Below are 14,668 nucleotides of genomic sequence, written 5' to 3'. Positions count from 1 at the left end.
GTCTCTTAAATAAATTAAATTGATTTAATGTCTTTGTCACTGCATAATTTTTAACCTAACCTTATTTATACCCGCGTAGCGACTGCCTGCGTACCAAAAAAGAGAACATAATAATGACAACAAAAGTAATGGCGTTCGGCGAAGCCTTAATCGACTTTCTTTCTAATGGGACCACTCAAGCTGGAGAGCTTGAATCCTTTACTAAGTTTCCGGGTGGCGCGCCGGCGAACGTTGCCGTTGCCGTTGCCCGTTTGGGTGGTAATAGTCATTTTGTGGGTCAAGTGGGTGACGATGCGTTCGGCCATTTTTTGAAAACCTCGCTGAATGATTATGGCGTGAATACCAATAACATGCTGATGACGAAAGAGGCTAAAACCGCCTTGGCGTTTGTTAGCTTGGATAACACTGGCGAGCGTAGTTTTGAATTCTACCGCAGCCCGTCGGCTGATATTTTGTTTAAAGAGTCGGACTTTGATGTGACTTGGTTTGCAGATAGCAAAGGCGTTTTTCACACTTGCTCTAATACGCTGACCGATGCGGATATTACCAAGGCGACGTTGGCCGGTGTCAGCATGGCGCGTGCGGCGAATTGGATTGTCAGTATCGATGTGAATTTACGCATGAATCTTTGGCCGAATGAGCAAGTCGATACTCAACGAGTAATCGATTGGATGCAAAGTGGTGATGTTGTAAAAGCCAGTTTGGAAGAGCTTGTTGTGTTAGCAGAAGACCCATTTTTGTTGATTGAACAAACCCTTGCGGCTGGCGTGACCTTGTTTGTGTTGACGGACGGCGGTAACGCCATTCGATTTTATACGCTGGAGCACGGAGTCTGTGAGGTGGTTACGCCTAAAGTAGAAGTAAAAGATACCACCGCCGCAGGCGATGCATTCGTTGGTGGTTTACTGTATCAATTGGCAGAAAAAGGCGGTGACCGAGCCTCTTTAGCGGTATTTTCTCAGCAGCAACTCGTGGATATTATTCGTTTTGCCGCCGCTTGTGGTGCGGATTCAGTAACGAAATTAGGTGCTTATCCATCATTGCCGTCTTTAGAGCAAGCTCAGGCTCAGCTAGATCGTTTTTAATAATCAAAAAATAGGAAGGCGTTTTAGTTAAACGGTTAAGAACCCATTTAGTGCGTTAAGTTGAACGATAAAGCGTGGCCATGTCCACGCTTTTTTTATGCCTATCAATCTTTTTTTAATGTGTAAGAAAAAAGCAAAAAAAGGATGTTTTTGATAGGATTTTTTGTACTTAACTTGCTGAATTCATAATAAATTCTCTTATCTGCTGGTTTTTTGTACAAAACAGACTCGTAAAACGAGATTCGCACTTTCGTCATAATCTACTAAATTTTAAAAACAATTAAGTCGATATTAAGGGGATTGGGCGCTTGAAGCTCTGTGTTTGATTGTGAATAATCACATTCCTTCTTAATCCTTATAGAAGACATGTTTTACCTTGTTTCGTCCTATGATAATAAAAACAAAGGCGTGCTAGGGACTTCCCGAGCGAGCCTGTAAGGAGCAATGATGAAAAAATCTCTATTGTCCGCGGCAGTAGCCCTGACACTTTCCGTAAATGCTGTGCATGCAGCAGACCTATTATTTAAACCAGGTGAGGATTCTCGCTTTAGCTGGGGCGCTTATGAAGCGTTAAAATCCGTCGACCTTTCTGGCGAAACAATTTCTGTATTTGGTCCTTGGACTGGGGATGAAAAAAACAACTTTGAGCGCGTTACTGCTTACTTTGAAAAAGCCACTGGCGCTAAAGTGAAATACGCTGGTTCAGATTCTTTTGAACAGCAAGTCGTGATTGATACGCAAGCGGGCAGCGCGCCGAACATTTCGGTTTTTCCTCAGCCGGGTTTAGCCGCAGATTTGGCCGCAAAAGGTTTTCTCACGCCGCTTAGCGACACCGTAAAAAATGACGTTGTAAAAGACTACGCAGCGGGCCAATCTTGGGTTGATCTAGCAACCTTTAAGGACAAAAAAGGCGCAAAAGAATTTTACGGTGTATTTTACCGTGCTGATTTGAAATCCTTGGTTTGGTATTCGCCTGACAACTTCGAAGATGCAGGTTACGACGTACCAGAAACCATGGAAGATCTGAAGGCGCTAACGGAAGAGATCGTCGCAGATGGCGGCACTCCTTGGTGTATTGGTTTGGGCTCGGGTGCCGCAACAGGTTGGCCTGCAACAGATTGGGTAGAAGATTTATTGCTTCGCACACAACCTGCATCGGTTTATGACAAATGGGTAACCAACGAGATTAAATTTGACGACCCTCGTGTTGTCGGTGCTATCGAAGAGTTTGGCTGGTTTGCTCGTAATGATGCGTTTGTTGATGGCGGTGCCGGCGCGGTTGCGTCTACAGATTTCCGTGATAGCCCAAAAGGCATGTTCCAATCACCGCCTAAATGTTATCTACATCGTCAAGCCTCATTCATTCCTGCTTTCTTCCCCGAAGGAACCAAGTTGGGTCTAGACGCCGATTTCTTTTACTTCCCAGCGTACGCCTCTAAAGATTTGGGTAACCCAGTATTGGGCGCCGGAACCTTGATGAGCATCACCAATGATTCTAAAGGTGCACGTGCCTTTATTGATTTCATCCGCTCGCCAATCTCTCATGAATTGTGGATGGCGCAAACGGGCTTTATCTCTGCTCACTTGAAAGCGAACCCAGAGGTTTACTCAAGTGAAGCGGCGAAAAAACAAGGTGAAATTATACGTTATGCAACGACGTTCCGTTTTGATGGGTCGGATTTGATGCCAGGTAAGATTGGTGCCGGTTCCTTCTGGACAGGCATGGTCGATTACACGGGTGGTAAAGACGCCAAAGAAGTCGCTCACGACATCCAAAAAACATGGGATGCGTTGAAGTAATTTCGTCTGAAGCCCTAGCGCGAACTCTCGCTCTAGGGCTTTTTTATGTATTTTATATGTGAAGCAGATGACGGTTTTTAATTTGTCACTGCATTGATATTTTTTGGAGATTCTATGGGACAGCTTGCCACAGCGTTAGTGACCATGATCCTAGGTGTTATGGGATGTGCCGCTTATTTTTATGGCTCAAATTTCCTGCTAGATAAAATTTTCCCGACGAAAAACTGCCCCGCTAACGTGGTCACGAAAAATTTACGTGCGTCGAATGCGATTCGCCCTTGGTTGTTTTTAGGCCCAGCGGTCTTACTGCTAACGTTTTATCTGTTCTACCCTGTGATTGAGTCTATTCGCTTGTCCTTTTATGGTCGTAGCGGCGAAGAGTTTGTCGGACTTGCTAATTACAAATGGCTATTTGGCAGCGATGAGTTTTATGAATCTTTTCGTAACAACATGCTTTGGCTGATTGTTGTTCCAACGGCAGCGACTTTTTTTGGCCTTATCATTGCGACCATGACGGATCGTATTTGGTGGGGCAACATTGCCAAAAGCCTGATTTTCATGCCCATGGCTATTTCTTTTGTTGGCGCGTCGGTTATTTGGAAATTTATTTACGATTTTCGCACTGGTGGTGAAGACCAAATAGGGCTGTTGAATGCCTTGGTCGTGTTCTTCGGTGGAGAACCTCAGACTTGGCTTACTATTCCGATTTGGAATAATTTCTTTTTAATGATTATTTTAGTCTGGATTCAAACGGGTTTTGCCATGGTGATTTTATCCGCGGCATTACGGGGTATTCCGGATGAAACCATTGAAGCTGCCGTATTAGACGGCGCGAATGGTTTTCAAATTTTCACTAAAATCATGGTGCCACAAATCTGGGGAACCATTGCCGTTGTTTGGACCACCATTACTATTTTGGTTTTGAAGGTATTCGATATCGTCTTGGCGATGACGAATGCTCAATGGGGAACACAAGTATTGGCTAATCAAATGTTTAGTTGGATGTTTAATGGTGGTGGCGACTTTGGCCGTGGCGCGGTGATTGCGTTGGTTATTATGGTGTTGGTTATTCCTATCATGGTGTGGAACATTCGTCGCGCCAATGCAGAAATGGAGGGGCGTTAATATGATTACCTCCTCTAAACGCACGCCGTTAACCTATTTAGTTCATGCGACTGTGCTGTTCCTTGTCATTATTTGGACTATTCCTACAGCAGGTTTGTTTATCTCGTCGATTCGAGATAAAAACCAACTGTCTACGTCTGGCTGGTGGACCGCATTGTCGACGTCAGAACAGCGTCTTATTGCTCGAGCGCATGAACCAAAGGCTCAAGTGCAAGAGGGCGACCGCTTTGTTATTCGCGGTAATCTTTTCGAAGGATCGGCAGGCCAAATAACGCAATTTGGTTCTAGCTCATTAAGACCGGATGAATTTGATGTCGGCACGGTGGCGGAACTTAAAAAAGGTGAGACTTTACAGGTTTTGGAAAATGGCGATTATGCATTTTCTTCGCCGACGCAATGGAAGGGCTCCCGTGGTGACCGTATCTTCTACACCGCCGAGGTTCCACCTCGCTTTACCTTAGAAAACTATCGTGAAGTATTAAATGCTGAAGGTTTGGGTAAGTCTTTCATTAATTCGTTAACCGTCACAATACCAGCAACCATTATTCCTATTTTGGTGGCGGCATTTGCGGCCTATGCGCTTGCTTGGATGCGTTTTCCTGGTCGTGCGTTACTGGTGGCCGCTGTGGTGGGTTTGCTGGTTGTGCCGTTGCAAATGTCACTGATTCCATTGCTAAAAAGCTACAACATGATTGGTGAGTTTTTTGGCGTAGGCTCAAAAACCTATGTGGGGATCTGGCTTGCGCATACGGGCTTTGGTTTGCCTTTAGCGATTTATTTACTGCGCAATTATATTGTTGGTTTGCCGAGGGAAATTATTGAATCGGCGCGGGTTGATGGCGCTTCAGACTTTGATATTTTCCGTAAGATTGTGCTGCCTTTGTCTTTCCCTGCATTGGCGTCATTTGCCATCTTTCAATTCCTTTGGGTATGGAATGATTTGCTGATTGCCATGGTGTTTCTTGGTAACGATGCTGAGCACATGGTGTTAACCGGTCAGCTGCGTGAGTTGTTAGGTTCGCGTGGTGGTAACTGGGAAATTCTCACGGCGTCTGCGTTTATTACCATTATTATTCCTTTGTGTGTCTTCTTTAGCCTACAGCGTTATTTAGTGCGCGGTTTGCTGGCAGGCTCGGTGAAATAACACAACCTAAGCAGGTGGGTGGAGCTTTTGCTCCCCACCTAAGGTATGAATTTAGATTGAGGCAGTAGAATCATGGCTGATGTTAAGTTAACCCACGTTAAGAAAATTTATTCGAATAACGTTGAAGTATTAAGCGATATCAATTTGGACATCAAACAAGGCGAGTTTATCGTTTTTGTTGGTCCATCCGGCTGCGGTAAGTCAACTTTGTTGCGGATGATTTCTGGCCTAGAAGAGATTTCTGCAGGAACGTTAGAGATTGATGGAGAAGTCGTGAACGACACTCCTCCAGCATTGCGTGGTATCGCCATGGTGTTCCAAAGCTATGCTTTGTATCCGCACATGACGGTGTACGACAACATGGCGTTTAGCTTGCAAATTGCTAAGGTGAAAAAAGCCGATATCGATCAGCAAGTGCGTAAAGCCGCTGACATGCTGCAATTAACGCCGTATCTTAACCGTTTGCCAAAAGCGCTTTCGGGTGGTCAGCGTCAGCGTGTGGCGATTGGTCGTGCGATTGTTCGTCGTCCAAAAGTATTTTTGTTTGATGAACCCTTGTCGAACTTGGATGCGGCTTTGCGCGTGGCAACGCGTATGGAAATTGCTAATCTGAAAGACAGCATGCCTGACTCGACGATGATCTATGTAACCCACGATCAAGTGGAAGCCATGACCTTGGCGGATCGTATTGTGCTTTTGTCCGGCGGTAACATAGAACAAGTGGGTTCGCCTCTTGAACTTTATGAGCACCCAGCCAATGTGTTTGTTGCTAAGTTTATTGGCTCGCCTGCGATGAACATAGTGCCTTGTCATATTGAACAGGCGGGTTTACAAACCTTAGTTTCCTTATCTGCCTCCGCATCGATTCAGACGGCTATCGTGACTGAGCCAAGCGAACAAGCCAAACCTGCGTTCTTTGGTATTCGCCCAGAAGATCTGATGGTCGTGGCGGCAGAAGATAAGAGCCTTTTCTCTGGCGATGTTGCGTTTGTTGAATCTCTAGGGGAAGCGACCTTGCTGTACGTGAGCATACCAGGCGCTGAAGAGATGGTGATCGCAAAGCAAGCGGGCACATTGGCTATTAAGCGGGGCGATAAAGTGTATTTATCCGCATCGCCTGAAAAAATGCATTTGTTTGATGAGAACGAACAGTCTTACCTGCGTAAAAGTTAATGAACTAAGATGTTTTTGATTCGTTAACAATACTGTAATTTTGAATGAGGTAATGCGTTGGCATTGCCCCATGTTTTATCTTTTTTGGAGAGTCTTGATGACAACCAATCTGAATTGGTGGAAAGGTGGGATAATTTATCAAATTTACCCACGTAGCTTTATGGACGCGAATGGCGATGGTGTCGGCGATTTGGCAGGCATTACGAGTAAGCTGGATTATGTCGCGTCATTAGGTGTGGATGCGATCTGGTTATCGCCTATTTTTACGTCGCCAATGAAGGACTTTGGTTACGATGTATCCGATTATTGCAATATCGATCCAATGTTCGGCAGCTTAGCGGATTTTAAAACCTTAGTTGACCGTTCTCATGAACTGGGTCTCAAAGTCATGATTGACCAAGTAATCAGTCATTCAGCAGATGTTCATCCTTGGTTTGAGGAAAGTCGTCAGGATAAAACGAACCCTAAAGCCGATTGGTATGTTTGGGCCGACCCAAAGCCAGACGGTTCACCGCCAAACAATTGGCTGTCTATTTTTGGTGGCAGCGCGTGGAAATGGGACAGTCGTCGTTTGCAGTATTACCTGCATAACTTCTTAGAGTCTCAACCGGACTTTAATTTTCATAATCCAGACGTTCGTAAAGCGCATTTGGATAATATGCGTTTTTGGTTGGAATTAGGGGTTGAAGGCTTCCGTTTGGATACGGTGAATTTCTATTTCCACAGCGAAGGGTTGGAAGACAATCCTCCTGTGCCAGCAGGTGAGCCTAAAACCATGGGCGCGCCACACGATAATCCATACACCTACCAACGACATGTGTACGATTTGAGTCGCCCTGAAAACTTGGATTTCTTAAAAGACTTACGGGTCATGATGAACGAGTTTCCAGGCAGCACCATGGTGGGTGAAATTGGGGACGATTTCCCACTGAAACGCATGGCAGAATACACGTCAGGTGGCGATAAGTTACACATGGCGTATACCTTTGATTTCTTGAATACGCCGCATTCACCGCAGTATATTCGTAAAACTTTGGCGGATATGAATAACATTGTGGGTGATGGCTGGCCTTGTTGGGCATTGTCTAACCATGACGTAGTGCGTTCTCGCACTCGCTGGGGAGCGGATGAAGACGGCGAAGCGTATCCTCTTATTGCGTTAGCGTTGATTCTGTCGTTGCGTGGCAGTGTGTGTCTGTATCAGGGTGAAGAGTTAGGTTTGCCGGAAGCGGATGTGCCGTTTGAGCGGATTCAAGATCCTTATGGCATTCCATTGTGGCCTGTCTTTAAAGGTCGTGATGGCTGTCGTACGCCGATGGTATGGGAAAATACAGCACAAGGTGGATTCTCAACGATTGAACCTTGGCTGCCAGTTGATAACGCGCATTTGCCTTTGAGTGTGGCTGTGCAAGAAGCGAATCCAAATTCCTTGTTACACAAGGTTCGTCAGCTGATTCATTGGCGTCAAGCGCAACCCGCTTTGGTCAATGGTGAGTTGTCACAGGCTGATGTAGGTAATGACCAACTTGTTGCGTTAATACGTGAATACGAAGGTTCTCGCCTCTTGGTAGTGCTAAATATGACAAGTGACGCTCAACACGCGACATTAACCACAGATGTGATGGATGTCTTACAAGGTCATGGTTTTTCGTCGACACTAGAGGGTCAAAATTTGACATTACCGGCTTATCAAGCGTTTTACGCTACGTTGTCTTAAGCCGTATTACACCATTCCATGAGCTTTTAATGGATGTTCTGTAATTAATAAGCCGATTTTCGTTCTACGTAAATCGGCTTGTTTGTCAAAGTTCTTTATTGCTTACGAGTCGTTAGTATGACAAAAAATATAAAAAAACTGACTTTAAAAGACGTTGCAGATCGACTGAAGGTGTCCACGGCAACCATTTCGAATGCCTTCAATCGACCAGATCAGTTATCGGCTATCTTGCGTGAAAACATTCTTAGCGAATGCGAAAAAATGGGCTATTTTGGTCCTAATGCGGCCGCTCGGAGTTTGCGTACCGGTCGTACCGGCATTGTTGGTGTGGTTTTGTCTGATGATTTGAGTTACAGCCTGACAGACCCCGTTGCTAATCAATTTTTGAAAGGCATGGCGGAAGTGTTTGAGGCCAATGAGTACAATATGTTGCTGCTGTCTTCTGATCAAGTTGAGCAGGACGCACAAAGTCGTATGCAATCGTCTATGGTGGACGGTTTTATTGTTTATGGTCATAAACCTCAGCAATGTATCAATGCGCCTTGGTTGATGCCTCATAAAAACATCATCACCGTTGACAGTTTTCTCCCTGGAACGACCTCGGTAAACATAGAAAATCACAGTGGAGCCTATACGATTGCCTGTCACGCGTTGACTCATAAACCCAAAAATATCGTTATTTTAGGCTTATGTCTTTTGGACACTGATCGCGTATGTCGGGTTCGAGAGGATGAGATGTATGATCGAGCCGCATCGATTTCCATTCAACGGCTATATGGTTATTTTGACGCATTGAAGGAGCACGAAGCCTCGGTTTCTTCAGAGCATATTTGGAACATACCTGAAAACAATCACAAGTTAGCGTATCAGGCGGCACGTGAAGCGCTGACCATGGCACATCGTCCCCAATTGTTATTGTGTATGAGTGATTGTATTGCGATTGCGGCGGTCCAAGCCGCATTACACATGGGCTTACGTGTGCCAGAAGACTTACACGTTGTTGGTTTTGATGGCATTGCTGAAAGTGCCAATATTCACCCTTCAATCACCACGATTCACCAGCAAACGGTAGAAAAAGGTCGCGTTGCTGCTGAGGTGTTTTTAGGGCTTCGAGAAGCAAAAGATGTGGTGTTAGAAACAGAGCTGATTATTCGCGAAAGTTGCCCTTCGTTCATTGAACCAGCGTCTGTCTAATGTTTATAGAATCATCAAACCCAATAGTTTGAAATATTGGCAGTAGGGTCGAGATGATAAGCAATTTGCGCTTGTAATAATTCTGCCGAAGATAAGGCGTCTGTTAGGGCATGATGCGCCTTGTAGCGAGGTAATTTATAACGCTGGCGACAAGCATCTAAGCGCAGTGATGGCGGTCTTCCAAAACGTTTCCACCACGGTTTATAGACGACTTGACGCTCAATATCCATGGTATCAAGCACGGGGAAATAGAACGGGTAACCGTATATGTCCATGGCGGCTTTGAGTAAAAATTGGCGTTCAATGGCAACGCAATGAACGACAATGACTTGGTTGGCTAATGCCACCAATATTTCATCTAAAATGGCGTGCAGAGGAGGCGCTTCAGCTAATTCTGCATGAGTGATTTCATGAATAGTGACGGATTCTGCATTAAGCGAACGTTCTGGTTTCGCCATCCAATATTGTGCACCTTGACAACGAATAGTTTTATTATTAAGCGGAATTAAGCCAAGACTGATGATTTCATCTGTGCTGGGATCGAGGCCTGTGGTTTCTAAGTCCAATGCCAATAAGGGCGTGTCTTTCAAAGCCGTATTAGGTGGAACCATTCCCGCTTGATAATAGCGTTTTAAAGGGCCTTCTGGCGCTTCTTCGGCCCATTCTGCAAACATGGATTGCCAGTCTTGTACATCGACTTTAGGCTTGTTCTTCAATGCTACTCTCCCCATTTAACTACGCTTTCCAGCGTAGCGGAATTTAATAAATTCTTGTTGGCGAGAAACGATGTGAAAAGCGTCTCGTAAATGGCGTTTTTCGAATGACGACAAGTTTTCAGGATTGACGTTATTATTGGGTTCTTCCCCTGCTTCTATTTGATCTTTCTGATTTCGAATGCGAACCATGCCGATCATTTCTAACGCCAAAGCAAGGTCTTTGGCACGACCATCAGGTAATAACCCAGCGGCTTCAATATCTTCAATACGTTCTAGTGTGTTGAGTTTATCGCTGCCACAAGCAAGGGCATGCACGCGGACGATATCAATAATCGGCGCAATGCCTCTTTCCTTGAGGTTGAAAGTGCGTGACTGCTTGCCTTCACCATCTAAGACAAATTGTCTAAAAAATCCCAAGGGCGGTTTTCGTTGATTGGCGTTACGGGCCATAAAGGTTAAGAAACCAGAGTGTTGCTTGGCTTCTTTGCGTATATGTTGGTTTAGCTGTTTTGCTAAGGTTTTATCACCGTAGATACCGCGTAAATCAAAGAAGATAGACAGGCGCAGTAGCGCTTCTGCTTTGGGCTTTTGAATCCACTCGCTGAAGTTCTCTTTCCACACGTTAAGAGGCTGACGCCAGCGTAAGTTAGATGCCATGATGTCGCCAGTACAAAGCGTATAGCCGCAAAGGTCGAGGTTTTTACAAACCCAGTCGCTCAGATTTTTGAAGTATTCCCCATGCAATGACTCATCGTATTTATTGCTTAAAATTATGGCGTTATCTTGATCCGTTTTGATGGTTTGTTCTTCTCTTGCCTGTGAGCCAAGGGCAATAAAACAATAGGGGACAGGTGCTGGGCCAAATTTTTCCTCACCAAGCTGTAAGAGACGCTTCACAAAGGCCGTACCAATGTGCGTCATGGCATTACCTATCATTTGTGTATTGGCGTCTGCGACGACAAGCTGGTTAAAGGTATGAGTCATCTTATGGCTAATGGCTTGTAAGCCATCAATGCTGCTTTGCTTGAAAATATCACTGATTAAATAGACGCTGCCATGGCTCTCTTTTTGGATGATATCACCCGTACTCACGACGCCTATCGGGCGGCCATTTTTAATAATGGGTATATGATGGACGTTGCATGCCATCATTTTCAATACCGCTTCAGAGGCGTAGTCACCACTGTCCATGACAATGGGATCCCGTGTCATGATACTGGAAATGGGGGTGTCATAAGCAAGGCCTTTGGCAACGGCCCGGGTGCGTAAGTCTCGGTCTGTCACGATGCCGATGAGCTCGTCGTTATCGGTAATCAATAAGCTGGAGACTCTATGTTCTGACATGATTTGTGCTGCTAGACGAATATCAGAGTCAATATGTGTGCTAATAGGAGGTCGTCTCAATAAGCTGATTATCGGGCAGGTCATTAAGGACACATCTGAGCTTCTAGAGTCCATTGCTACTCGCAGGCGCACTTCGCGAGCGAGTTGAAAAAAATCAGAAAAAGTATCGTTTTCTTCGTACAACTTGAGAAACCAACGGGCTGGAATGCAGTACAGCAAACTGTCTTCTATGGTGCGCATGGATTGTGACGATTTCCCGCCACGTAAGAGAGAGGCATAGCCAAATAGCTCACCTTCATTCATACGTCGAATTAATTTTTCTTCTTTGCTGAGTACTTCAATGGCGCCGCTACGAATAAAGAAAAGTGTGTTGTTTAACGCGCTGGGAGCGATGACCCACTCTCCCGCTCTAACATACTGAATCTCTATTTCTTTTGTCATATCATTGAGTTGCGGGTCTTCGGCAATCTCATTGAAAGGCGAGTGCTGACAAAGTGCTTCGAGTATTTCTGTTAATTCGACGTCCATTTTACCATTCCTGTTCAGTGAACCAATTTATTGAAGCAGTGGTGACACTATGGTGACAACACCCATAATGAGAAAGAGGCAACAGGCAAGCTGTCGAGTTCGATCAGCATTGACCCTATCCATAATCCATCGACCAGCAAAAACAACGGGCACATTCGCTAGCATCATACCAAAGGTTGAGCCTAACAAGACCATCCAAACACTGCCATAGTGAGCGCCTAATAAAATCGTGGCGATTTGTGTCTTATCGCCTATTTCAGCAAGAAAAAACAGCACAAACGTCGCGCCAAATGCGCCAAATTTCAGCATGGTATTTTCTTCGCTGTCATCTTTATCTGGGATTAATAACCATAAACCCACAGCAATAAAACTTAAACCGATAATCCAACTGATTGCACTGTCGGGAATCCAGCGTGCAATTTCGACGCCGAGCCAAGCTGATAAAAGATGATTGAGTAGAGTTGCAAAAAGAATACCTAGAACAATCGGCATTTTGGAGGCAAATCGGGTGGCAAGAAATAAAGCTAAGAGTTGGGTTTTATCGCCCATTTCAGCCAGAGCGACGGTAGAGATAGACGTGAGTAGAGCTTCCATTTTTGATAGGTCCTAGGTGGGCTATAAAACAAAAGACAATCTACCTGTGCCCACCTGAGCCAAGTCATTGTCTTAAGTCTCACCAATCCCGTCGATTCACATCGTATCAGGACTTCTTTGCCACGAGCTTGAGGCCCAATTATGTTGACAAAGAATCTTTGCAGTACACAGATTCGCACGTACAAAGAAGATTACTCCCCTAAGAAGGCGCTGATAATAGAGTATTCGGTAAAAAAAAACAACGCGAGCGGTAAGGACCGCTCGCGTTGTTTTTAGTAACAATTGCTCTTTATAATTTTACACTTTTTTATAAAGATGTATGTCGCTATGTAAACCTTTCCACAAGCTCACACACATTATCAACATAAGCACGGTGAACGGTAAGCCAATGGTGATGGCTGCCGCTTGAATCGCGCCTAATGCTTCAGAACCGCCACCAACAAGTAGAGCAATCGCAATGATGCCTTCTAGAACGGCCCAGAATACACGCTGGATCATAGGTGCGTCTGTCTTACCGCCGGCTGTGATGCCATCGATAACCAAAGAACCTGAGTCAGAAGAGGTCACAAAGAAGACCAAAACTAGAATGATACCAACGAAGGACGTCAAAGATGTTAGCGGTAGGCTAGCAAACATTTGGAACATCGCAAGCGAAGAGTCCGTGATGCCATTTGCGAGAGAACCGACGCCATTTTCTACTTGCTCAATGGCAGAACCACCGAAAATAGACATCCATACTAAGGACACAGCGGTTGGTACTAACAACACAGCAACAATGAATTCACGTACCGTACGACCACGAGAAACACGCGCGATAAACATGCCGACAAATGGGGACCAGGAAATCCACCAAGCCCAATAGAACACAGTCCAACCATGGTAAAAGGTTTCGTCATCACGACCAATCCAGTTACTTAAAGGAATGATATTTTCAACGTAGCTTAAAAAGAAAGAACCCATTGCCGCGAAGATCGCGCCAGTATTACCAACGATGACAATAAACAACGCCAAGCCACCGGCAATGATCATGTTGACATTAGAAAGCAGTTTAACGCCGCCTTCTAGACCACGAGCCACCGAGATAATGGCCACCGCTGTTACCGCACAAATAACAATGATTTGTGTCATTAATGTATTTGGAATGCCGAATAAGAAATTGAGACCACTTGTTGCTTGCTGCGCACCAAAGCCAAGTGAGGTTGCCAAACCAAAGATAGTGGCAATAACCGCGATTACGTCGATTACGTGACCCACACCGCCCCATACTTTTTCACCTAATAGTGGGTAAAAAGCAGAACGAATGGTCAGTGGCAAACCTTTGTTGTAAGCGAAGAACGCCAAAGAAAGACCTACAACCGCATAGATAGCCCAAGGGTGCAGACCCCAATGGAACATAGTTGCGCCCATAGCAGCATCTTTTGCTTCTGGTGTGTTCGGAAGCACATCAAATGGCGTACCGTACCAGCCTGTATAGTAGGCAACAGGCTCTGCAACACTCCAGAACATCAAGCCAATACCCATACCAGCAGCGAACAGCATGGAGAACCAAGTGATGGTTGAGTGCTCTGCTTTTGCCTCGGTACCGCCAAGACGAATCTTACCCAAAGGAAGAACAATCAAAAGTAGGCAGAAGAGCACAAAGATATTGCCTGATACCATAAAGAACCAATCAAAGTTATTGATTGACCAATTTTTTCCTGCTGACAATAGTGCACTTGCATCCGTTGGGAATAAAATACTACCAAGTATGAAAGCAAAAATGATGATGGCACTTGTGCTAAAGACAGGGTTAAGTACATCTAGGCCAAGGAACTGAACGTTATCTTGCCCTACTTTGTACGACGTGTTGTATTCTGCCCGACCGCTGTCAGGTACCTTGTTACTCATAAATATTCTCCTGAATTAGTGAAATTTTTCAAATCTTCCAAACCTTCCAAACTAAAACCAGCGTGAGCGATTTTTATACAATCCCGCTACCTTACACTAAAAGTATTCCCATTATAGGACTGTTCTTAACACGACGTATTTTGTTCTATTCTAGCAATCAACCGACAATTTAGTGTTGTAAATTCGCAAGTTATGCTTTTTTTAAACAGCGTCCAACGAAGAGGTAGGCAGCATGCTTATAATGATTTTTTTGCTAAAATAGAACAAAACGGCAGTGTTGATTGTAGCGTTTGAAAAGATAATTTCTATTGGAAATTCACTAGATTTGCATTTCCAATGAAGCAAAAAAAGGCCATCAATG

Annotated in this window: 11 protein-coding genes; 7 read left to right on the top strand and 4 right to left on the bottom strand. The window is 44.8% G+C overall.

The genetic code is table 11. The annotated features are described in order from the left end of the window. The first annotated feature begins 113 nt into the window (after positions 1–113). The 7 genes from M3I01_RS16855 to M3I01_RS16825 all read left to right on the top strand — a co-directional run bounded on the left by M3I01_RS16855 (position 114) and on the right by M3I01_RS16825 (position 9,238). Positions 114–1,085 (top strand): carbohydrate kinase family protein, encoded by a 972-nt coding sequence (locus M3I01_RS16855; protein ID WP_255897080.1) that lies wholly within the window; start codon positions 114–116, stop codon positions 1,083–1,085. Positions 1,086–1,532: 447 nt separating this feature from the next. Next, positions 1,533–2,885 carry an ABC transporter substrate-binding protein gene (locus M3I01_RS16850; RefSeq protein ID WP_255897079.1) on the top strand — a complete coding sequence of 451 codons (1,353 nt, stop codon included), beginning with the start codon at positions 1,533–1,535 and terminating at the stop codon, positions 2,883–2,885. Between the two features lie 114 nt (positions 2,886–2,999). Continuing rightward, positions 3,000–4,010 carry a carbohydrate ABC transporter permease gene (locus tag M3I01_RS16845; protein ID WP_255897078.1) on the top strand — a complete coding sequence of 337 codons (1,011 nt, stop codon included), beginning with the start codon at positions 3,000–3,002 and terminating at the stop codon, positions 4,008–4,010. Between the two features lies 1 nt (position 4,011). After that, positions 4,012–5,154 carry a carbohydrate ABC transporter permease gene (locus M3I01_RS16840; protein ID WP_255897077.1) on the top strand — a complete coding sequence of 381 codons (1,143 nt, stop codon included), beginning with the start codon at positions 4,012–4,014 and terminating at the stop codon, positions 5,152–5,154. Positions 5,155–5,226: 72 nt separating this feature from the next. Continuing rightward, complete coding sequence (locus M3I01_RS16835; protein WP_255897076.1) at positions 5,227–6,327, top strand: ABC transporter ATP-binding protein; 1,101 nt, start codon at positions 5,227–5,229, stop codon at positions 6,325–6,327. Between the two features lie 97 nt (positions 6,328–6,424). Beyond that, the gene (locus M3I01_RS16830) at positions 6,425–8,044 is read left to right on the top strand and encodes an alpha-glucosidase (RefSeq protein WP_255897075.1); all 1,620 of its coding nucleotides are present in this window, start codon (positions 6,425–6,427) and stop codon (positions 8,042–8,044) included. Between the two features lie 117 nt (positions 8,045–8,161). Beyond that, positions 8,162–9,238 carry a LacI family DNA-binding transcriptional regulator gene (locus tag M3I01_RS16825; RefSeq protein WP_255897074.1) on the top strand — a complete coding sequence of 359 codons (1,077 nt, stop codon included), beginning with the start codon at positions 8,162–8,164 and terminating at the stop codon, positions 9,236–9,238. Between the two features lie 14 nt (positions 9,239–9,252). Here the strand turns inward: M3I01_RS16825 and M3I01_RS16820 are convergent, their stop codons facing one another. The 4 genes from M3I01_RS16820 to M3I01_RS16805 form a co-directional block, all read right to left on the bottom strand. Next, positions 9,253–9,969, bottom strand: coding sequence for a 3'-5' exonuclease (locus M3I01_RS16820; protein ID WP_255897072.1), 717 nt, complete (start codon positions 9,967–9,969; stop codon positions 9,253–9,255). Beyond that, positions 9,970–11,826 (bottom strand): putative nucleotidyltransferase substrate binding domain-containing protein, encoded by a 1,857-nt coding sequence (locus M3I01_RS16815; RefSeq protein WP_275565206.1) that lies wholly within the window; start codon positions 11,824–11,826, stop codon positions 9,970–9,972. It abuts the gene before it with no gap. Between the two features lie 27 nt (positions 11,827–11,853). After that, positions 11,854–12,420 (bottom strand): TMEM165/GDT1 family protein, encoded by a 567-nt coding sequence (locus tag M3I01_RS16810; RefSeq protein ID WP_255897068.1) that lies wholly within the window; start codon positions 12,418–12,420, stop codon positions 11,854–11,856. A gap of 297 nt (positions 12,421–12,717) precedes the next feature. Next, positions 12,718–14,307, bottom strand: a complete 1,590-nt coding sequence (locus M3I01_RS16805) for a BCCT family transporter (protein WP_255897067.1) — start codon at positions 14,305–14,307, stop codon at positions 12,718–12,720. Positions 14,308–14,668 lie beyond the last annotated feature (361 nt).

Origin of the sequence: Marinomonas maritima, assembly GCF_024435075.2 — a bacterium.
GTDB classification, from domain to species: Bacteria; Pseudomonadota; Gammaproteobacteria; order Pseudomonadales; family Marinomonadaceae; genus Marinomonas; species Marinomonas maritima.
Note: the sequence above shows the minus strand (reverse complement) of the source record. Positions and strands in the feature narration are given on the sequence as shown.